The sequence below is a fragment of the Blautia sp. 2227st1_G12_2227SCRN_220401 genome, assembly GCF_039062885.1.
Classification (GTDB): domain Bacteria; phylum Bacillota; class Clostridia; order Lachnospirales; family Lachnospiraceae; genus Blautia_A; species Blautia_A fusiformis.
Genome location: NZ_JBCLNI010000014.1, coordinates 32,779 through 55,407, shown reverse-complemented (window position 1 = coordinate 55,407; position 22,629 = coordinate 32,779). Strand labels below are relative to the sequence as shown.

Genomic DNA, 22,629 nt, shown 5'->3' with positions numbered 1-22,629 from the left:
GTGGTGCTGATATGAGAGAAATGAAAGCGAGTGGAATCTCTTGGTTGGGAGAGCTTCCCTCCAATTGGGAACTAAGAAAAATAAAATACTGTTTGCAAGAACGAGTTGAGAAAAATAATCCTGTTAGGACAACAGAAATTCTTTCGTTGACTGCTAAACAAGGCGTCATTCCATACGATCAAAAAGAAGGTGGAGGAAACAAACCTAAAGAGGATGTGAGTGCATACAGACTGGCTTATCCTGGGGATATCGTAATGAATAGCATGAATATATTGTCTGGCTCTGTGGGGCTGTCGCAATATTTTGGTTGTGTTAGTCCTGTTTATTATATGCTTCGCCCTTGGAATGCAAAGGAAGATGTACGCTACTATAACTATATCTTTCAGACAACGATGTTTCAACGCAGTTTGTTTGGACTTGGAAATGGCATTCTTATTAAAGAATCTGGAAATGGAAAATTGAATACAATTCGAATGCGCATTCCGATGGATAAGTTTGGCGGCCTTTTTATACCGGTTGCTCCAACAGGTGAGCAGCACCGCATTGCCGATTTTCTCGATGCTAAATGCGCTGAAATTGATGTGCTGACCACCGACATTCAAACTCAGATCGACACGCTGGAGCAGTACAAGCGGTCTGTTATCACCGAAACTGTCACCAAAGGACTGAATCCCGATGCCGAGATGAAGGACAGCGGGATTCAATGGATTGGCAATATGCCTTCACATTGGGAGGTTATTCGTGGCAAGTACATTCTACGATATATGCAGAAGCCGGTGCGTGATGATGATGGTGTAATAACCTGTTTCCGCGATGGTGAGGTAACCCTGAGAAGCAATCGACGTGAAGATGGTTTTACGATGTCTGATAAAGAAATCGGTTATCAAGGCATTGATATCGGTGATCTGGTTGTACATGGTATGGACGGCTTTGCAGGCGCTATTGGCATTTCTGATTCAAGAGGCAAGGCGTCACCTGTGCTTAATGTTTTAGATACCAACCAAAACAAGCGATACATTATGTACTATCTTCGTAGCATGGCGTACAGTGATGTATTCCTTGCACTGGCAACCGGAATTCGAGTTCGTTCTTGTGATTTGCGTTGGAACAAGTTAGCGGATCTTTCATATCCTGTTCCACCGCTGGATGAACAAAAAGCGATTGTTGAACATGTCGATGCAGTGCTTGCAAAGGCGGATGATGTTATCTCTGATAAGAAAGAGCAGCTTGCAACACTTGACGAATATAAGAAATCACTCATCTTTGAGTATGTAACTGGGAAGAAGGAGGTTGTCTAATGGCTACTTTTGAAGAACAACTTAATAATCTGCTAGAAAGGACTCATTCTATTAAAAGCCCAATTAATGCAGCGGCAATCGGTACGGATATAAACGAATATAATCGTCCGAGTGAAGTATGGATCAATGATGTAGAGATTTTTTACAATAATTATCTTAAAGAACATCCATTAGGCGACCGCATGAAAACAATTCTGTTTCATAGAAATCTGGATGCTTACAAAAATCTCGTTGGATGTTTGGAGAGCATCAGTAAGGACCAAGATTTTATAAATAAAATGAACGGAATTTCAATGGTTAGTGTACCAAAGTATCAGGCAAAAACCTTGCCTGAATTTGATGTGTTTATTTCCCATGCTAACAAGGACAAAGAAGATTTGATTGAAGAATTATATCAGTCATTAAACAAACTGGGGATTAAGATTTTTTATGATAAAGAGTCTTTGGAGTGGGGAGATAATTGGAAGGATCGTATTCTGAACGGCACGAAAAAAGCAGAGTTTGCAATTATCGTTATTTCGGAAAACTTCTTTGATCGAGAGTGGACCGAGCGTGAATTGAATGAGTTTTTAAATCGACAGAATAGAAATGGACAGAAGCTGATTCTTCCGATTTTGCACAACATTACGGTTTCACAGTTACAAGAAAAGTATCCATCTATAGCGGATATACAAGCGATTGACTCATCCAAGTATAGTTGCGACCAGATTGCTTTGCTTTTTGCACGTCAACTAATCAAACGGCTGAAAAGTGAGTAAGGAGGGATAATCAATGGATGATAAAACGATAATTGATATTACGAACTTGGATGCGGAAAAACATGCAGAAAATGCTGCAAAACGAGTTGCTTCATACAGCGAGAAGCTTCTTCATCACGCATCAATTCTTTCCGAAAAAGAATATCAGAAATTTCTTCTTGAAAGACTGGAAAAGGATAATGGTTACGTTATTCGTAAGGCAAGTGACTTTGATCGTTATTTTGCAGTTGACCGTGAGATGCTCTTTAAGTTTCTAGAAGATACTCAGCACGAAACGATGGAATATCTGAGAAAAATATATAAGTCTGATTTGGAAGAGACGATTGTTAGTTTTATCAATGCTGAAACGACAAAAACTCGTGGCAGCCTTCTTGATGTGCTGAAGCATGGAATCGAAATTTCTAATCAGAAGCTGGAACTCATGTACACAAAACCGGCAACTACATTCAATCCAGATTTGACTAGAAAGTATGGACAGAATATTTTCTCTGCAATGGAGGAAGTGTGGGCCAGCGATAAAGAACGAATTGATGTTGTTATCTTTTTGAATGGACTAGCTATTATTGCATTTGAACTTAAGTGCAATGCAGCTGGGCAGTCTTATCAGGATGCAATTTATCAGTTCCGAACCGACCGTAGCCCCAAAACACGTCTTTTTATGTTCAAAGCAGGTACGTTGGTAAACTTTGCTATGGACTTAGAAGAAGTGTATATGACAACAAAACTCGCAGGTGACGCTACATTCTTCCTTCCTTTTAATATGGGAAACGGAGAAGGTGTAACTGCTGGTGCTGGAAATCCTGCGTTTGAAGATAAGTATAGCGTATCTTATATGTGGGAAGATATCCTTACAAAGGATACGATTTTGGACTTAATAAGTAAGTTTATTTTTGTCGAGACAAAAGAAAAAGTAGATGATAAGACCGGGAAAATCAAACGTTCTGAGAATTTGATATTCCCTCGTTATCACCAGCTGGATGTTATTCGAAAAGTGCTTGCCGATGTTAGAGAAAATCGCACTGCACAGAATTACTTGATTCAGCATAGCGCTGGATCTGGAAAAACAAATTCTATAGCATGGTTGGCACATCGTTTAACATCTCTTCATGACGAAGAAAACAAGATAATTTTTGACAACATCATTATTGTCACTGACCGAGTTGTTGTTGACCGTCAGCTTCAAAAAGCAATCATGGGAATGGAGCATAAGGCCGGATTGATTCGTGTTATGGACGATAAGTGCAATTCAGCTGACCTTGCGATTGCATTGAATGGTAATACAAAGATTATTGCAACCACAATTCAAAAGTTCCCGTATATTGTTGATAGTGTAAAGGACCTTAAGAATAAAAGTTTTGCAGTAATTATTGATGAGGCACATTCTTCTACTGCAGGTAAAGATATGGCTGCGGTAACAATGTCGCTTGGTTCTGGTGATCAAACTGAATCAGATGTTGAAGATATGATTTCAAGTGAAATCAAAAGAAACGGTAAGCAAGCAAATGTATCAATTTTTGCATTTACAGCTACACCTAAGCCGACAACAATTCAGTTGTTTGGTCGTTTGAATACGCATGGCCAGAGAGAAGCATTTCACGTTTATTCGATGAAGCAGGCTATAGAAGAGGGCTTTATTCTTGATGTTCTGCAGAACTATACAGAGTATTCAACTTTTTACCAGCTTAACAAGGAAATCGAAGACGATCCTCGTTGTAAAACGAATGCGGCAAAGAGGCAGATTGCACGCTTTATAGAATTGCATGATACTAATATTGCACAGCGTGTAGAAGTAATTGTTGAGCATTTCCGAACAACGGTAATGCAGGAACTGGGTGGCCAGGCTAAGGCAATGGTTATTACCGCGTCCAGACAAGGTGCTGTTAAATATAGACAGGCTTTTGAGGAGTACATTACCAAGAAAGGTTACGACGGAATTCATGCTCTGGTTGCATTTTCTGGAAAAGTAAAACTACCGGATGATGATAAAGAATATACAGAGGCATCTATCAATGGTTTTCCGGAGGATAGACTCACCAAAGAATTTGATACAGATAATTATCAAGTGCTTTTGGTTGCTAATAAATATCAGACAGGTTTTGATCAGCCAAAACTGTGCGCAATGTATGTTCTGAAAAAACTAAGAGGTGTTAATGCTGTCCAGACACTTTCGAGACTGAATCGTATTTGTGCTCCATATGATAAAAAGACATTTGTGTTGGATTTTGTAAATACATACGAGGATATCAAAGCTGCATTTGCTCCATACTACACCACAACATTACTGGCAAATTCAGTAACGCCTAATGCAATTTACGACTTGGAAGCTACTATTGATGCCTATGCATTATTTGATCCGGCTGACATTGAAGCTGCAAATGATATATTGTATTCACAGAAAGTAACAGGAAAACAGAAGCAAAGATTGACATTCTTCCTGCAGAAAAGCAAGAAGCTACTGGAACATTATGAATATGAAACACAGCGTCAAGCTGTGGCAGATATGCGTGGATTTGTTCGTTATTATGAGTTTTTGCTTCAAGTTTCTAGTTTTGAAGATACTGATTTGCACAAGAAATATAACTTTATTTCATACCTGTTAGCTTATATCAATATTAAGCATCCGGGTGGTGGTTTTAATTTAGATGGAAAGATCAAAGCCTCTCAATTTGTTCAGAAAAAGGGTGAAGAACATGTTTCATCTGATCTGGTTGCAAAGCCGGTAATGAAATTGCCAACGGCGGAACACTTTGGTTTGAGTGAGGATAAAGAAAAGAGACTGTCTGAAATAATCGATGAGATTAACAGCAAGACTGGCAAGAACTATGATAACGATGTTGTTGTAAAGGCTATGCTGCAGATTAGAGATATCCTTATGAAATCAGATAAACTTAAAACAAGTGCTAAGAATAATACACAGCAAGACTTTGAGTTCTCTTATTTTGATGATATTGATGATGCACTTATTGAAGGATTGTCACAGAATCAAGATTTCTTTTCAATGTTGTTGTCAAATGATGAAATGAAACATCAGGTGATGGGAATTTTTTCTGATGAGATTTATAAAAGTCTTAGAGAATCAGTATAAAGGCGGTGAAAGACAGTGTTCGATAAATTTCGACTAAAAGAAGTGCTGGTAGAGTACAAAAAACGCTTTGTGCAACAACAGTGGCCTAATGAAAAATATAAATGGGAGGCTGTGCAATGCTTTCAGTTAAATTGGGATGTCAATTCAGATGATTTTGCACAGATGCTAACAAAGTCACTTGCTCAGACGGCTAATTTGTTGACATCGGTAAATAACTTCCCAGCAAGAATGATTACCAAGTTTGCAGAGATTGCGCCAGAAGAAGTACGCTCAATGTATATTGAACTGTATGATGAGAGCAAGGATTTATACGAGAGAGTAGCCAGCTTCAAAAATAAATCTAATACGTTATTAGAGAGGTATGGCAATGGAGCGGCTCAGCATTACCAGTATGAAAATGCGATAATGACATATTTATGGCTTCGATATCCGGATAAATATTACATCTACAAATTGAGTGAAGTAAAAGCTGTCTCGTCGGAGCTGGAAAGTGATTATCGATTCAAAAAGGGTGCTTATGCTGATAACATCAGGAATTTTGTGGCATTTTATGATGAGATTTGTGCTGAACTTCAGCAGGATGATGAACTTAAAAATCTGCTTAATTCTCAGCTGACATCTACATGTTACGCTGATCCTGAATTACGAACTCTTACAATAGATGTGGGCTTCTTTATTTCTCGCTATTGGAACAAGGAGGAACCAGGTCCTAAAGCGGATGAGTGGTGGCCGACTGATTATACTCCGGCATTAACGGTAGAGGATTGGTTAGAGCTTCTGACAGATAAAGACGTATTTAATGAGAGCAGTCTCGAAATCATGAAACGAATGAAGGATTATGGTGGAAAGGCTACTTGCACTCAGCTTGCTGTGAAATATGGAGAAACCAAGAACTTTTATAATAGTGGATCTGTTGCATTGGCAAGACGTATTGTTCAAAAAACTGGATGTCCAGTAATTGCAAGAGATGAAGAAAACTCTCGATTTTGGCCTGTATTATATGTTGGTAAGAATGCTGCAAAAGATGAAGAAGGATCTTATGTTTGGAAACTTCGTGATGAATTAGCAGAAGCTCTAGATCAAGTCGATTTATCAGAAGTCCTTTTGTATGCGCAAGATGAAGAAGGAGAAGAAGATCATAGATACTGGTTTTTGAATGCAAATCCCAAAATATGGAGTATGGCTAGCATGCCAGTTGGAGAAGTACAGGATTATACATTATATAATGATAATGGCAATAAACGGCGTATTTTTCAGAATTTCTTAGATGCAAAGGCTGGAGATATGATAATCGGCTATGAGTCCACACCGGTAAAGCAGGTAGTTGCAATTCTCAAAATTAGTGCGGAACAAGATGGAAAATCAATTTATTTTGAAAAAGTAGAAGGGCTGTCTTCTCCAATTGATTATGCAACTCTGAAAGCTTGTCCAGAACTTGAAAAGATGGAGTACTTTGGTAATCCGCAGGGTAGTCTGTTCAAACTGACAAAGGGTGAATATGATTTCATTTATGACATGATTCGTGATGAAAATCCAGCACCACCTGCAGCAGATAGTATTGAAAAATATGACAAAGAAAAGTTCTTAAATGATGTATATATGACTGAAGCAAAGTATGAGCGCTTAGTTGCAGTTTTGAAAAAGAAGAAAAATATTATTCTTCAAGGTGCTCCAGGTGTTGGAAAGACATTTGCGGCAAAGAGACTTGCATATTCGATTATGGGTGAGAAGGATGATGATCGCATAGAGTTTGTGCAATTCCATCAAAATTATTCCTATGAAGATTTCATGATGGGGTATAAGCCGGTTGAAGATGGATTTGAATTGAAGTATGGTATTTTCTATAGATTTTGTCAAAAGGCTGCAAACCATCCTGATAAAGATTATTTCTTTATCATTGATGAGATCAACCGTGGAAATATGAGTAAGATCTTTGGTGAGTTACTCATGTTAATTGAGGCAGATTATAGAGATACGAAAGCAACATTAGCCTACAATGGCCTAAGTTTCTCTGTCCCAAAGCGTCTACATATCATTGGTATGATGAATACTGCTGATAGAAGTCTGGCGATGATTGATTACGCACTTCGTCGTCGTTTTAGCTTCTTTGATATGGAACCGGGATTTGATTCAGAAGGTTTTATTAAATATCAGGAAGGATTCGCAAACGACACATTCAATACTCTGATTGACCGTATTAAGGAATTGAACCAAGAAATTGCTAAAGATAAATCACTTGGTAAAGGTTTCTGTATTGGGCATAGCTATTTCTGTAACACAGATGAGTGTACAGAAGAATGGATGCAAGATGTGGTTGATTTTGATGTGTTGCCTATGTTAGCAGAATACTGGTTTGATGATACAGACAAACTGCAACGTTGGGAGAATATTTTGCACGGTGTATTTCAATGACAAAGGATAAGAGCATTTTAATCAATAATATTTATCATATGCTTTCTTATGCTTTTCAGGCACTGAACCAAGAAACCTATGAAGATGTTGCAGTAGAGTCTTTTGACGAGATGTATAATCTGCTGGCAGCGATTCTGTCTAAGGGAATTGGATTGCAGTTAAAGCAAGGGCTATATAGAGAATACATAAGTCGTCAGGAAGAACTTTCAGTTATGCGCGGCAAAATAAATATGCCGGGTACAATTAAAAATAGGTTGGCACATAAAAGGGTACTTACTTGCGACTTTGATGAGTTGTCAGAAAACAATTTACTGAATCAAATACTGAAAACAACTGTTACGCTTCTTTTACGCAATGGAAAAGTGCAAGCAAAATACAAAGATGATCTAAAAAAGAAAATGTTGTATTTTTCAAATGTAGAGATAATAGAACCAACAGGAATTAAATGGTCGTCCATTCGTTTTCAGCGTAACAATCAAACATATAGAATGCTTGTAAGTATTTGCCAGTTGATTATTGAGGGGATGCTTATTACAACAGATTCAGGTGACTATAGGTTAGCCTCTTTCGTAGATGAGCAACGTATGTGTAGGTTGTATGAGAAATTTATTCTGGAATATTACAGCAGACATTATCCTGAATTATCTGTCAGTGCATCACAGATTCCGTGGTCACTGGATGATGGTATTGGAACCATGCTTCCGGTCATGCAAAGTGATATTCATCTGCAACGTGGCAATACTGTACTTATTATTGACGCAAAATACTATAGTCACACAACACAGTCCCAGTTTGATAAACATACGATTCATTCCAATAATTTGTATCAGATTTTTACATACGTAAAAAATCGGAGTTATCAATTTGGAGAGGAGAAAAATACAGTTTCTGGAATGCTTCTCTATGCAAAGACAGAAGAAGAAATACAACCGGACAATGTGTATCAAATGCATGGAAGTCAGATAAGTGTTAAAACTCTAGACTTGAACCAGCCTTTTGCGGAGATTGCTAATCAGATGGATAGAATTGTGGAGTCACATTTTTCTGGACTTGCAAAGAAATATTAAAGCCATCAATTTTGTTGTGATTTTCAATTGGTGAAATGAGAAGAAACCAGAAGGAGGTCTCTTATTTGAAAAAGAAAAAAGATGAAATAACCATCCGTTCCAGCGCTGCAGAATATTTGACTTATGTTGCTTCTGTCGGTGATCAGCAGGACAGCATTGAGATGCGCTATGAGGATGAGAATATATGGCTGACACAGAAGATGATGGCCACGTTGTACGATGTGGATGTTCGCACCATAAATTATCATGTAAAAAAAATCTTCAGTGATAGCGAATTACAAGAGGATTCAGTTATCCGAAAATTTCGGATAACTGCCGCTGACGGAAAAAGCTACAGCACAAATCACTATTCCTTGGAGATGATTATTGCAGTAGGCTTTAAAGTAAATTCAGAGCGTGCGGTTCAGTTCCGTAAATGGGTCAATCAAATTGCCAAGGACTACACCATCAAAGGCTGGGTTATGGATGACGAACGTCTAAAAAATGGTGGATCAGTGCTTACAACAGAATATTTTGATCGTTTGCTTGAGCAGATTCGTGAGATCCGTTTATCTGAGCGTAGATTCTATCAGAAGATAACGGACATCTATGCTACAGCTCTTGATTACGACCGCACATCCAAAACAACAAAGCAGTTTTTTGCCAAGGTGCAGAACAAGATGCATTATGCAGTTCACGGACATACGGCAGCAGAGTTGATTTATGAGCGAGCAGATGCTGATAAGCCACATATGGGGCTGACCACGTGGGCAGCAGCACCGGAAGGAAAGATTGTAAAAAGTGATGTGAGTGTTGCGAAGAATTATCTTTCAGAGCAGGAAATGCGTTCATTAGAGCGTATCGTTTCTGCTTATCTGGATCTGGCCGAGGATCGTGCAGAACGTTACATTCCGATGACAATGGAGGACTGGGCAAAGCGTCTGGATCTATTCCTGATGGCTGATGACAGAGAGGTCCTTCAGGATGCAGGAAAGATCACGGCAGAGATTGCCAAGGCTAAAGCCGAGACTGAATTTGAAAAGTATCGTGTTATTCAGGACAGATTGTTCATGTCTGACTTTGATAAATACATGTTGGAACTGGAAGAGAATGCGAAGAAGTAATAGGATCGGTCCTCTCTTTCAATGCTGGATTTTCAGGTATGATAAGGTCGAGTGCATGGAAACCTGGCTATCAGTTAGGACGAAAAATAGCTGTTGACCTGTTTTTGTAGGAAGAACGGACAAGGTTGAGGCGATGGAGGTTCCTTGCAAAATTTGACTTTTATGTTTGAATCACTATAATAGTAGAAACGAATAAAAAAGTTGAACTTTTTCCGTGAACAGGCGAGGTTTAGGCTGTGATATGGATAGCGGAATGTATCAAGAATTTTCTGCTACAGAATTTGTAGATATGTTTCCGCAAACAAACGGAGATATTTTGGTACATACCATATTAGTCTGGATAGGTTCCCGATGACCGACATCAATCCGGACCTATCGAGCCATGTGGAGACTGTGGTTCTTTTGTCCCAACTGAAACAAAAGCCGGCATGAAGGTTTCCAATCTGTATATCTCACAGGTAAAGAGAAAATGCGGAATTGAGGTTGGAAAGAATTATAATTTACCTAAAAATGAAGATAGCAGGCAACCGCAGTGTCCAGAAGATAAAGAGAGTGCAATTGTGGAGGCATTGAAGCATTTTAAGATGAATAGTTAATAAAGAGAGGTCAGATGCTATGCCAGGTATACTCGTGGTTGAAGATGATGAAAATTTAAATCGTGGAATTACATTTTCACTGAAAAAATCCGGATATGAGGTTTTTTCAGCAGAATCAAAAAAGCGAAAAGAATTGCAAATGATAATAATGTGGATGTTACCATTTGTGATGTGAATCTTCCGGATGGGAATGGACTGGAATTTGTAAGGTGGATAAGATGCAATTATAATACATACATTATTTGCCTTACAGCACTAGATCAGGAGATGGATCAGGTTATGGGATATGAAGCAGGGGCGGATGATTATATTACCAAGCCGTTTAGTCTTTCGGTACTTCTTTTGAAAATAGAAGCATATTTCCGTCGCAGACAGGAGAAAACGGAAGCTGGAAAGATGATTTCGGGAGATATCGTATTTATCGCAGGAGAAATGAAAGTCCTGATAAAGAGTCGTGAAATCAGTCTGACAAAAACGGAGTTGAAAATGCTGACTTTTTTTCTTCAGAATCCGAAAAAGATTCTTTCAAAAACACAAATATTGGAAAATGTGTTTGATCTGGAAGGGGATTTTGTGGATGAAAATACAATCGCTGTCAATATCAGAAGACTCCGTGAGAAAATCGAAGACAATCCGGCTGCACCGGTCTATATAAAGAATATCAGAGGTCTTGGGTATATATGGAATCAGGAGGTAAGGCAGTGACAAAGAGATATCACAGGAAACTCACATCAGCCTTGTCTTTGGTATTGCCGGTCATATTAGTGTTTGCAATATTAAATTGCTTTACCACGTATGTGTTTTATGAAGATTATAAATATAAAATGAATCTTATGACAGAGATTGCTGCAAAGGAAGAATTTTCCGGGCTGGATGCTGTTTCGGAATTGCTTAAGGATAAGGATATTGAAACTAACGAACAGGGAAGGCGATTATTGGAGCAATATGGATACTGGGGGAATAAAGGGAATGCATTTTATTCGCAATTCCGGCATCAGGTTATGGTGACCGGTGCTGTAAGCACTGTGATATGCGTGCTTCTTTTGACTTTTTTACTTTATTGGAAGAAAAAAGAAGATGCGTGTCATCAGAAAATTTTAGACCAGTTGGAAGAAATTCTGATCAGATTCCGTGAAAATAAATTTGATGATTTACTGAAAACGGAAAATCATGCAGAACTGGAAAAATTGAATGACCAGCTTGAAGCAATCGGACATCATATTCAGTTGATAAAGGAAGAAGCAAGGGCAGAAAAGGAGAACACGAAAGAAATGGTTTCTGATATTTCTCACCAGTTAAAGACACCGGTTGCAGCTTTGGATACATGTTTTAGTGTGCTGATGCAGAATGACTTAAGTGCCACAGAACAGGAGGAGTTTCGTATCCGTTGTCGGAGTGCTCTGGATGGACTGGAGACATTATTGCAGTCGCTTCTTGAAATATCCAAGATGGAAACTGGACTGATTCAGATTAATAAGAAAAAACTTCCGCTTATGGATACTGTCATATCTGCTGTGAACCGCACTTATCCTAAAGCGGATGAGAAAGAAATTGAATTCGTTTTTGACTATGAAAAAGAGCTGGAAACATGCACGATTATGCAGGATAAAAGGTGGCTTGGTGAAGCTGTGATCAACGTTCTGGATAATGCGGTCAAGTACAGTCCGTGTGGTTCAAAAATATTTATCCGGTTACAAAAAAGAAACGATCTTGTAAGAATGGAAATTGAGGATCAGGGAATTGGTATTCCGCAGAATGAGTATCACAAAATTTTTCAACGATTTTACAGAGGAAGTTCCAAGGAGGTCATGGAAAAGAGTGGTACAGGAATCGGACTTTTTCTATCGAGAGAAATTATCGAAAAACACGCAGGTACGATTACGGTAACCTCCGGCAAAAAGAAAAAAGGAAGCATGTTTGTGATTCAATTACCATATGTTGGTTAAATTTTAAGTGAGCAGAAATCTTACAATTCTGTAAGATTTCTGCTCGTTTTTTGAAAGTGAAATGAAAGATTGTCCTGATACAATTTGGATGTAGGTTGAAAAATGACCAAATATATAAACAGGCAAAGAAAGCGTGCTGAAAAGGTACGCTTTACAGAATTGAAAAGGAGGCAACACATGAGTGTGATATTAGAAACCAAGCAGCTTTGTAAGTTTTATGGCGCAGGTGAGAATCAGGTCAAAGCGGTCAATCAGGTGGACATTCAGATTGAGCAGGGAGAATTTGTCGCAATTGTTGGAAAGTCAGGTTCCGGTAAAAGTACATTACTTCATATGCTTGGAGGGCTTGATACCCCGACAAAAGGCAGTGTTACTTTAGCAGGGAAAGATTTATACAGGATGAAGGAAGATGCCCTTGCTGTTTTCCGCAGAAGAAAAATCGGATTTGTTTTTCAGGCATTTAATCTGGTTTCATCTGTTAATGTCTGGGAAAATATTGTACTGCCACTGGGGCTGGATGGAAGAAAAGTGGATGAAGCGTATGTAAATGATATTATTGCAACTCTGGGGATTGAAAACCGGATTTATAATCTGCCAAATCAGTTATCCGGAGGACAGCAGCAGAGAGTAGCAATTGCAAGAGCACTGGTGAATCGTCCGGAAATTATATTTGCAGATGAGCCGACAGGAAATCTTGATTCTAAGACCAGTGATGAGGTAATCGCTCTGCTTAAGATGACAGCAAAAAAATATGGACAGACAATTGTAATGATTACCCATGATGACGAAATTGCACAGGTCGCTGACCGTATTCTGGTGATTGAGGACGGACAGGTGGTGGATTTCAGATGAAGACAATAAGCAGGATTGCATATAGCAATGACAAAAGGAACAGGACAAGAAGTATACTGATCATGATGGCAATCTGTCTGACCACGATGCTGCTTGTTATCATCAGTACTGTGGGAAATGGGGTAATTCATTTACAGAAAAGTCAGGCGGCAGGATCATATGGAAGCAATTATGGTCTGTTTGTTTCCGCAGACGGATCGCAGTTAAAAGAAGTAAACCGCCGTGCGGAAATAGATGCTACAGGCACTATGTGCACCGAAGGTATCATAAAAGGCAATGAAAAAGGCGGGTTTGTCTGCATGGATGAGACTGCAAGAAAAATGCTTCCTTATAATAAAGAATATGAGTTGAAGGAAGGAAAGTATCCGGAAAAAATGCAGGAAATTGCCGCAGGAAGAGCATTTTTTCGTGCAATGGGGTATGGTGATGTAAAGATCGGAGATACGGTTACACTGGATTACCGCGCAGGGATGCAGTCAGAATATAAGCCGGAAGAATTTGTTGTCAGCGGAATCCTATATGATCGGGATGAGTATACCATCGAGGCATCTTATGTTGCTTTCGGGTCACAGGAGTTTTATGATGAGCACGTCGCAGAGAATGACAGACAGTATAATATTTATTTTACTTTAAATGATTCTGCAAATGTATCTATGAATAATATTGATTCGGTTATAAAGCAGATTGCAGCAGCTTGTGGGATCGAAGAAAAAAACGTTATAGTCAATGATCTCTATTTGCAATGGGTCTTGCAGCCGAGTTATGAAACGATTGCGGTATGCGGGGTTTTGATTCTTGCAATTGTACTTTTCTCTGTTGTGGTCATTTATAATATTTTTCAGGTCGGTATTGCCAACAAGATACAGGAGTATGGAAAAATCAAGGCTCTGGGAGCGACAAAAAAGCAGATGAAACAACTGATCTTCAGAGAGGGTATGTTTTTGACAATTTCTTCAATACCAGTTGGATTGCTTCTTGGTTTTCTGATTGCAAAATGCGGTTTTAACTGGCTGTTAGAACAGGGAAAACTTGTATCAACCGGAACTGGCTCTATGGGAGTCCAAAATCAGCAGATGCCACTGTTTTCCCTGCCTGTTATGCTTCTATGTATTTTCGTGTCATTTTTTACCGTTGCTTTGGCGCTGCGTAAACCAATGAAAATTGTTTCACGGATTTCACCTATCGAAGCAACACGGTATTTAGAAAATGCAGAAACACACAAAAAAGGAAAACGAAATGGCAGAAAAAATGTCACCGTGTTTTCTATGGCAATGGCAAATATAACGGGTAATCCAAAAAGAACCATTGGTACCATCCTCACACTGGGGCTTTCCTGCGCATTGTTTGTGATTATCTCTAATTATGTAGGAAATATTGATACGGAGCATGAAGCACGTCTTTCCGTTAATCATGGACAATTTGAACTGCAGCTTGACTATTCTGCTGAGTACGATGAAAGATATCCGGAGAATAATCTGGATACGATTCTGACGGATAATCCATTGAATGATTCAATGATTGAAGAAATCAAAAGCATTCCAGGAGTGACAGATGTCATGACGAGAGAGATTGTCTCTGTAAATCTGAACGGAACAAGATTTCCGGCTGATATTGTGAGTAAAAATGATTTTGATTTTATGCGCCAAGACGGGGATATTGGCTCTATGGACTATGATCAGGCGGTAAAGAATGGTGAAATTTTCTTTGGTTGGTTGATGTGGATGGAACAAGATGGATATGCTCCGGGTGAATCCATTGCATTTGACTTTGAGAATGGAAGTGAAACCTATACCTATCAGGGAAAGATTGCAGGATCCTTTGTAAGCGCGGACACTTATCTTGTCATTCCGGAAGGTGTATACCGTTCCATGAATCCGAGGGGAACAGCCTATGGCTATCTGTGGGTGGACTGTGATAAAAAAGATGTTGCATCTGTGGAACAGAGTCTGAATACTTTGATTTCTAATACTTCGCATATAAAAATGGATACCTATCATGCACAGTTACAATCTGCAGAATTCACAGCTCGCATGATGAAGCTTGGCTGTTATCTGTTTATGGCGGTTGTAGGACTCATCGGTTTTATGAATATGGCAAACACCATAATCATGAATATTACGACAAAAAAGCAGGAATATGGTGTATTACAGGCTGTGGGTATGACAAATAAACAATTAAATTTATGTCTGCAGTTACAGGGAATGATGTTTACGGTTGGTACCATATGCGTAGCTTTGATCATTGGTCTGCCGCTCGGCTATGCACTTTTTTCCTATGCAAAACATAATGGAATATTTGGAATGAATATCTATCATGTTCCAATCGTACCAATTTTTATTATGATTTTTTTGGTCGGTCTGTTGCAGATTGTACTTTCCTGCGTTTTAAGCAGTAATCTGAAAAAGGAAACGCTGGTAGAAAGAATAAGGTATCAGGGATAGCAAATCCTCCAGTTCTTTCTGGGAGATTTCAAAGGGAAGATTTGTCATAAGTGCCAATTCTTTTCCGGAAGGAAGTATGGAGGTCATAATTCGCGTATGTGTACTTACTTTTTCTTTCATATGTTCGAAACGATCAGGATGTCTTTTCCTTATTTTCTCTAATTGCTGATGGGTATGCCGCAAAATAACGGCTTCGTCAGTGGATACCATATTGTTGCGCTCAAATTTATAATCATTGGAGGATAGACGGAATAAGTAATTGATCTTTTCCGTTTCCAGAAAGTCAACAAATTCTATGGATGGATACCCCCTGTCAAAAATGACTAATACCGGCTGTTTGATATTCATGCGCTTTAAATGATTCAGGTTTTTCTTGGCAAGCTCTGTCTCATTGGTAGAAATATGTGAAATCTCGATATCCAAGTAAAATTGATTCAAAATGTCGTACATGGCATGGCGGGATGAATCTACTTGGAAAAGCTGATGTCTGGGATAACTTAATGCGTATCAGAAATTCACAAGTTGCAACGGAATTGTTGGAAATTGCTTTGGGATGTTCTGAGGAGAGGAGGAAAAGTGAATAAAAAGATAAAATGTGATATCTATACCAGAGTATCCACAACCATGCAGGTAGATGGCTACAGTCTGGATGCTCAGAAAGAAAAACTCAAGAGATATGCGGAATTTCAGAACATGGAAATCGTAAATGAGTATTCCGATGAAGGTAAGTCTGGAAAAAGCGTAGAGGGCAGACCGGAATTTCAGAGAATGTTGGATAATATTGAGAATGGAACAGATGAGGTGCAGTTTGTACTGGTGTTCAAGCTTTCCAGATTTGGTCGTAATGCGGCAGATGTTTTAAATTCTTTGCAGAGGATGCAGGATTTTGGAGTGAATCTGATCTGTGTAGAAGATGGAATTGACAGCTCAAAAGATAGTGGAAAGCTGATGATTTCTGTTCTGTCTGCGGTGGCAGAGATCGAACGAGAGAATATCCTTGTTCAGACAATGGAAGGACGTAAGCAGAAAGCCAGGGAAGGAAAATGGAATGGTGGATTTGCTCCGTATGGTTATGAATTAGTAAATGGAGAATTGCAGATTGCAGAGGACGAAGCAGAGATTATTCGTCTGATCTATGACAAATTTATTCATACCAATATGGGAATCTCTGCGATTGCTGCATGGCTGAACCAGCATGGATACAAAAAGAAAAAACGACAGAATAATACACTGGACGCATTTGCCGCTTCATTTATAAAGGGCGTTCTGGATAATCCGGTATACTGTGGAAAGCTGGCTTATGGACGAAGGAAAAACGAGAAAGTTTCTGGTACAAGAAATGAATACCGCATTGTAAAGCAGGAAAATTATATGCTGCACGATGGTATCCATGAAGGGATTGTTTCAGAAACAGACTGGGAGCTGGCACATCAAAAACGGGAAAAAACAGGTGTGAAATATGAAAAGACACATAGTCTCGATCATGAGCATATTTTATCCGGAATATTGAGATGCCCATTATGTGGAAGTGGTATGTATGGAAACGTGAACCGAAAGAAAAAGAAAGACGGAACTTTATATAAGGATTATTTCTATTATGCCTGCAAACATCGTCGCCTGGTAGATGGTCATAAATGTGGATATCGTAAACAATGGAGTGAGGAGAAGATTAACAATGCAGTGGAAGAAGTTATTCGGAAGCTGGTGAAGAATCCTAAATTTGAAGAAGCAATTCTGAATAAAATCGGTTCAAGAATAGATACAGAAGAAATAGAAAAAGAGATTGAAAGACTGGAAAAACAGCACAGGCAGCTGACCGGAGCAAAAGCAAGACTTGGACAGCAGATGGACAGTCTGGATATTATGGATAAATTTTATGAAAAGAAATATCAGGATATGGAGACACGCTTATATCGTCTATATGATGAAATTGAAGGCGTGGAGAACAGTATAGAAGAAGTCAAGAATCGCCTGCTGAATATCCGGCAACAGAAAATATCAGAAGAAAACGTCTATCAATTTCTTTTATATTTTGATAAACTATATGATAAGTTCACCGACCTGGAGAAGAAAGAATTTCTTAACAGCTTTGTGGAACAGGTGGACATTTATGAGCAGGAGCAGCCAGATGGCAGATTCCTGAAGCACATAAAGTTCCGTTTTCCGGTGTATTTTGGAGACAGGGAAACACAGGAACTTTGTTGGGACAACAAAAGTACCGTTGAGACGGTCTGTTTGCTGTCAAGAAAAGATAAATAAAGGCTAAAAAGTGGCGTATTTCCGGGCTTTTTGTAAGGTTAGTATCATCGTAAGAAGCCTTGCGGAAAGCTCGGTTTTCTTGTATGGAAACATATCTACTTTTCGGTCTGACTGGAGAGAAATTGAGTAACCGGAGAATAGCGGTAGGGTTTAGGCTGTGGATTAGATGTCAGAGGTTGTGGCACCGGGATTGTTGCCAGAGCCGACCGCAGTTTAAGCCACTCGATACTAAGAGGCAGACTTGGCAGTGGAATAGATGATATGGAAGGAGGAAGATACCGTTGGGGAGAGCAAAGAAAAAAAGAGTAGCAAAAAGAAGAAAGCGTATGTTTAACAGAAACTCTATAAGAGCAAAAATGGGGAAACCTGTATTTTTCACTTTGACTCACTGCAATAAAAAGATGAGTGGTATCTCGAATAAATACAATTATAAAGCGAATATGCATAAGCTTTGCTTTGTAAGTGCACGTTTTTATAATGTAAAGTATCAGGCCTCTATTATGACTGATTGTAATTATCGAGATGCAAATATCATTGGAGTGGATTATTTCAATTGCAACATGCGTGAAACATCATTTAAAAATGCACGATTAAAGAATGTAGTATTTTTTAATTGTAATCTCAAAGGCGTGGATTTTGCAGGAACTCAATTTGATGATGTTACATTTATTAGTACAAATCTGCAGGAGCCAAAAAACCTTAATCTTGATAATCCGGGAATCAGAATTTTACGTACTTATAGGACGATTAATATTGATAGATTAGTTGAGGACAGATTATTAGTATTGGCGAAGAATAAGTCGATATTTAATGCTAAGGTACTTCATGTGAATAAGAATAAATTAAATCAATGGACGATTGGCTTAATTTATGACAAGTATGGTATCGATGGAATAGACACACTTAGTCGGATTCTATGCAAGAAAGAAAAGTGGAATAATATGTACACTGTCTTTTCGTATATGTTGCTAATTGAAAATTGGAATAAAAAATGATATAATAATTAAGTCCTGCTCCGGAACCAGTGATGGTGTATGCTAACTTGTATAAATGAGGACACATAACATTAGCAAGTATTCGAGGAGGGATGTCTATGATTAGTAATATCTTAACGGTTTTATCTTTTGTTGTATTATTGTTGAGCTCTATAATTGATTGTAACTTCCTATCCCGATTACTCGGGGTTTCGAGCAAATAATAAGTATTTTCACCCTCTTAGGCAGTTTTGTCTCGGAGGGATTTTTTTTACAAATAATTCACAAAAAAGTATTGCTTTGCCATCAGGGCAATGTTTTATAATGGATTGTGTCAGGAGGTGGTGTAGTGGGATACAAAGTTAAATGGGTAGAAGACCATCTTGGAATTTCGCGTAAGGCATTACGTAACTATGAAAGACTTGGTTTAATGCCACCAAATAAAGGTGGAAAATATCGAGATTATTCGGATGAAGATATTGACCGTATATGGAGTATAAAACTTCTTCAAGGTGTAGGGTACTCGTTAGCAGAAATTCGCGAGCTCATGGATAATCCAGAAGCAGATTTTTATAAATCAATCTCAGAGAAAGTTGTTGAGCTTGAAAGAAAACGAGATGACATTACAAATTTCATAGAATTTGCGAAAACCATCAAGCTTACAGGTCGAGTTCCAACCACTAAAGAAGTGGGTAGCATTAGGTATTCCGAGTTCATGGAGTATTCAAGGGAAAATTGGAACTTTTATATTGAACCAAAAGCGGCTTCCTATTTAGATGCAATGGAATTAACACAGAATGCTAATGAACAGGAACTTTCTGAAATTGATATTGACAGATTAGAGTCTCTTGCAAATTTGATGAGGGATTATAAGGAAATGCAATACACATATACGATAAATGCCTACTATCAAATATTATCAAGAATGAAGTCACTTGACTTTAACAGTGAAGCAGTACAGACTGTGGTTGAACAGTTGTTCTGTTTTCTTTCAGAGTGTGATACAGCTAAGGAAATTGGAGAAAAATACATACCTGTTTTCTTTTCAAAATTTACAGCACCATTTTTCTTAGAGGGAAGTGATATTGGAGAAATAAACATTGCTACATATGGAAGAGAAGGGGCTGAATTTATTGCAAGGGCTATAGCTTTCTTTGGAGGCTTTGATTCTCTAGATGATTTATACGAACTGTAAGGAATGGAGGAAAAGAAATGCTTGTTTTAGGAATTAACAAAATTTTGAATTGGTGTCAAATTATTTCCGGAGGCAGAACATATACTTGTCCGACGAAGCTGATTGACGGAAAGTTGGTTTTTCATTTCAAGAAAGAATGGCATAGTGTGGCAGAGTTTGTTTCTGACCATGCGGAGGAACTTGTTTCAGAAGGCGGTAAGATTTTCTCTCGCCCATTCAAAAAGTAGGAGGTAATTGTTATGAGATGTGCAAATTGTGGAAATGAAGATGAGAATACTCTATGGGACGAGGGAGGTACAATTTATTGTTCTCGCTGTACTCATAGAACGAGAACCTCTGATGGAGAAGAGGACTTGGTTGAATGCCCTCATTGTCATGAGATGAGAGATAGCAAGGCATATTATTGCAGACATTGTAATATGCCGTTCTAACAGAGGAAGGTGAAAAAATGACCAGAGATGAACTTAAAGAACAGATTGATGAGTTGATGAGAGAGTATGCTGATGAAGAAATTGATGGTGCTACATACTCACAAAGAATGAAGGAGTTAACCACAACAGCTCAGAATGAAAACGATGATTGATAGAAGGGAGAAAGTGTATTATGACAAAAAGTGAAGCAGAAATTTTTATTGATGAAATGGAATCAATAGGTGATGTTTGGACAGTGGAGCAGGTTATGGATGTGTATGGGAATGTCACATTAGAAATGGCTTTAAAAGATCGTAAGGCATCAGTGGGAACATTTATGAATATTATAAGTGCTGTAATTCAGAAATAACTCTTGATGTTATTATTTCTGTTGGCTATCGTGTAAAATCAAAACGAGGAATACAGTTCAGAATCTGGGTAACCGGGATTCTAAAAGAATACATGAGAAAAGGTTTTGTCTTAGATGACGATCGTTTGAAAAATCTGGGTGGTGGTGGATATTTCAAGGAATTATTGGAGAGAATCCGTGATATTCGTGATATTCGTGCATCCGAGAAAGTGTTTTATCGTCAGGTACTGGAAAGTTATGCAACGAGCATAGATTATGATCCGAAAGCGGAAATATCCATTGTATTTTTCAAAATGTAGTTGCCAAGAATTATGGAGCGATCTGCTTGATCAGTATGCCAAATATCATAAAACACTGCACTTTGATCAAATCAATTAAGTCCCCTGAAACATACCATGTTCCTTATACAGAAGTCGTAAGCTGTAAATTCCAAAACGATGCAAATTTGGGTGGGCACTGCAATGTTTTCTGACATATGCAGGATAGTAGATTGACTGGGAGAAAAAGAAAATTGCTTAACAGCTTTTCAGATCAGGTGATGCTGCATAAATCCTCAAATACTCCTTGCAATAAAAAAATACAGCAATTATAATATAAATATAAAAGCTGGATGCGGAGGCTGACTTCTGAAAACAAAGAAAGGAAGTATAAAAATGGCGAAAATTTTAATCAGTCCGTCCAAATATTTACAGGGTGCGGGAGAAATGAAGAATCTTGGAACTTATGCTGCAAAGAGCGGAAAAAAAGCGTTGGTTCTGATCAGTAAAGGCGGATATAAAAGAATCGGTAAAACGATCGAAGAGAGCTTTGCTGAGAGTACCTGTGAGGTGGTTTTTGATTATTTTAACGGAGAATGCTGTAACAGTGAGATTGATCGTCTGGTAAAGATCGTAAAAGATGAGCAGTGTGATCTTACCATTGGTATTGGTGGAGGAAAGATCTTTGATACAGCGAAGGCAGTTGCATACTATGCGGGAACACCGGTATTTATCTGTCCGACGATCGCATCTACAGATGCCCCTTGCAGTGCTTTGTCTGTTATTTATACAGAAGAAGGAGTTTTTGAAAAATATCTGTTTCTTCCGGCGAATCCGAATCTTGTTCTGATGGATACAGATATCATCACCAAATCGCCGGTTCGTCTTACTGTGGCTGGTATGGGAGATGCACTGGCAACATATTTTGAGGCAAGGGCATGCAAGAGAAGCGGAGCAACTTCCTGTGCAGGAGGTAAGACAACAGAGGCTGCCATGGCACTGGCTGAACTTTGCTTTAATACCTTGATGGATGAGGGCGTAAAAGCTAAGATAGCTCTGGAAGCAGGCGTATGCACACCGGCAGTTGAGAAAGTGATTGAGGCTAATACACTTCTTTCTGGAATTGGTTTTGAAAGTGCAGGACTTGCAGGTGCACATGCGATCCATAACGGATTTACTGTACTGGAAGAATGCCATCATATGTATCATGGAGAAAAAGTTGCATTCGGAACCATCACACAGCTGGTACTGGAGAATATTCCCCAGGAAGATCTGGAAGAGATCATCTTATGGTGCATTGAAGTAGGACTTCCTGTTACTCTGGCAGAGCTTGGAGCTGGGAAGGTAACGGATGAGCAGCTTATGGAAGTTGCCACAACTGCATGTGCGGAGAATGATACACTTCACAACATGCCATTTGAAGTTACACCGGAAACTGTATTTGCAGCAATCAAAGCGGCAGATGCATATGGAAGATATTACCTGGATGAGGAATAAACAGATAAAAAGTAAATAGCTGATATAAAAATTGCAATCTGCAGAAACAAGAGTTATCAAGTATTGTTATCCTGCAGGTTGCTTTTTTTTATGTATGGCTGTAATATAA

General features: G+C 38.7%; 17 protein-coding genes and 3 pseudogenes. 19 read left to right on the top strand and 1 reads right to left on the bottom strand.

Annotation, left to right across the window (positions count from 1 at the left end; genetic code table 11):
- The first annotated feature begins 11 nt into the window (after positions 1-11).
- The 11 genes and pseudogenes from ABCM67_RS08925 (at position 12) to ABCM67_RS08875 (ending at position 15,558) form a co-directional block, all read left to right on the top strand.
- Positions 12-1,298: a restriction endonuclease subunit S gene (locus ABCM67_RS08925; RefSeq protein WP_110103433.1), complete on the top strand. Its 1,287-nt coding sequence runs from the start codon at positions 12-14 to the stop codon at positions 1,296-1,298.
- Positions 1,298-2,056, top strand: a complete 759-nt coding sequence (locus tag ABCM67_RS08920; protein WP_110103432.1) for a toll/interleukin-1 receptor domain-containing protein — start codon at positions 1,298-1,300, stop codon at positions 2,054-2,056. Before ABCM67_RS08925 ends, ABCM67_RS08920 begins: the two co-directional genes overlap by 1 nt.
- 13 nt (positions 2,057-2,069) lie before the next feature.
- Positions 2,070-5,141: a DEAD/DEAH box helicase family protein gene (locus ABCM67_RS08915; RefSeq protein WP_180215018.1), complete on the top strand. Its 3,072-nt coding sequence runs from the start codon at positions 2,070-2,072 to the stop codon at positions 5,139-5,141.
- A 15-nt stretch (positions 5,142-5,156) separates the two neighbouring features.
- Positions 5,157-7,553 (top strand): AAA family ATPase, encoded by a 2,397-nt coding sequence (locus ABCM67_RS08910; RefSeq protein ID WP_110103431.1) that lies wholly within the window; start codon positions 5,157-5,159, stop codon positions 7,551-7,553.
- Entirely contained in the window at positions 7,550-8,620 is a 1,071-nt protein-coding gene (mcrC, locus tag ABCM67_RS08905) for a 5-methylcytosine-specific restriction endonuclease system specificity protein McrC (RefSeq protein ID WP_118752506.1), read from the top strand. Before ABCM67_RS08910 ends, mcrC begins: the two co-directional genes overlap by 4 nt.
- 65 nt (positions 8,621-8,685) lie before the next feature.
- Positions 8,686-9,723: a virulence RhuM family protein gene (locus ABCM67_RS08900; protein ID WP_110103429.1), complete on the top strand. Its 1,038-nt coding sequence runs from the start codon at positions 8,686-8,688 to the stop codon at positions 9,721-9,723.
- A gap of 425 nt (positions 9,724-10,148) precedes the next feature.
- Positions 10,149-10,319: pseudogene (locus ABCM67_RS08895) on the top strand (tRNA (uracil-5-)-methyltransferase); the annotation flags it as partial.
- Positions 10,320-10,338: 19 nt separating this feature from the next.
- Positions 10,339-11,024: pseudogene (locus ABCM67_RS08890) on the top strand (response regulator transcription factor).
- Complete coding sequence (locus ABCM67_RS08885; RefSeq protein WP_173746131.1) at positions 11,000-12,265, top strand: HAMP domain-containing sensor histidine kinase; 1,266 nt, start codon at positions 11,000-11,002, stop codon at positions 12,263-12,265. The pseudogene ABCM67_RS08890 and the gene ABCM67_RS08885 overlap by 25 nt, the downstream one beginning before the upstream one ends.
- Before the next feature lie 177 nt (positions 12,266-12,442).
- Positions 12,443-13,117: an ABC transporter ATP-binding protein gene (locus ABCM67_RS08880; protein WP_006426335.1), complete on the top strand. Its 675-nt coding sequence runs from the start codon at positions 12,443-12,445 to the stop codon at positions 13,115-13,117.
- Positions 13,114-15,558, top strand: coding sequence for an ABC transporter permease (locus ABCM67_RS08875; protein ID WP_342992753.1), 2,445 nt, complete (start codon positions 13,114-13,116; stop codon positions 15,556-15,558). The genes ABCM67_RS08880 and ABCM67_RS08875 overlap by 4 nt, the downstream gene beginning before the upstream one ends.
- On the opposite strand, the gene ABCM67_RS08870 is transcribed toward ABCM67_RS08875, so the two are convergent.
- Positions 15,502-15,981, bottom strand: a complete 480-nt coding sequence (locus ABCM67_RS08870; RefSeq protein WP_243269365.1) for a transposase — start codon at positions 15,979-15,981, stop codon at positions 15,502-15,504. The two genes, ABCM67_RS08875 and ABCM67_RS08870, sit on opposite strands and share 57 nt — an antisense overlap.
- A 153-nt stretch (positions 15,982-16,134) precedes the next feature.
- Here ABCM67_RS08870 and ABCM67_RS08865 point away from each other — a divergent pair, with 153 nt between their 5' ends.
- The 8 genes and pseudogenes from ABCM67_RS08865 (at position 16,135) to ABCM67_RS08830 (ending at position 22,520) form a co-directional block, all read left to right on the top strand.
- Positions 16,135-17,817 (top strand): recombinase family protein, encoded by a 1,683-nt coding sequence (locus ABCM67_RS08865; protein WP_256163680.1) that lies wholly within the window; start codon positions 16,135-16,137, stop codon positions 17,815-17,817.
- Between the two features lie 281 nt (positions 17,818-18,098).
- Positions 18,099-18,812, top strand: a complete 714-nt coding sequence (locus tag ABCM67_RS08860; protein ID WP_243269331.1) for a pentapeptide repeat-containing protein — start codon at positions 18,099-18,101, stop codon at positions 18,810-18,812.
- A gap of 328 nt (positions 18,813-19,140) precedes the next feature.
- Positions 19,141-19,986, top strand: coding sequence for a MerR family transcriptional regulator (locus ABCM67_RS08855; RefSeq protein ID WP_173740228.1), 846 nt, complete (start codon positions 19,141-19,143; stop codon positions 19,984-19,986).
- 17 nt (positions 19,987-20,003) lie between these two features.
- Positions 20,004-20,213: a hypothetical protein gene (locus ABCM67_RS08850; protein ID WP_118752513.1), complete on the top strand. Its 210-nt coding sequence runs from the start codon at positions 20,004-20,006 to the stop codon at positions 20,211-20,213.
- Positions 20,214-20,434: 221 nt separating this feature from the next.
- A complete protein-coding gene (locus ABCM67_RS08845; RefSeq protein WP_256163681.1) occupies positions 20,435-20,569 on the top strand; it encodes a hypothetical protein in 135 nt (44 codons plus the stop codon).
- A 20-nt stretch (positions 20,570-20,589) separates the two neighbouring features.
- On the top strand, positions 20,590-20,766 hold the full coding sequence (locus tag ABCM67_RS08840; protein ID WP_173740227.1) for a hypothetical protein: 177 nt from the start codon (positions 20,590-20,592) through the stop codon (positions 20,764-20,766).
- Positions 20,767-20,768: 2 nt separating this feature from the next.
- Positions 20,769-21,059: pseudogene (rhuM, locus tag ABCM67_RS08835) on the top strand (RhuM family protein); the annotation flags it as partial.
- Between the two features lie 360 nt (positions 21,060-21,419).
- Positions 21,420-22,520 (top strand): glycerol dehydrogenase, encoded by a 1,101-nt coding sequence (locus tag ABCM67_RS08830; RefSeq protein WP_044961632.1) that lies wholly within the window; start codon positions 21,420-21,422, stop codon positions 22,518-22,520.
- The last annotated feature ends 109 nt before the right edge of the window (positions 22,521-22,629 follow it).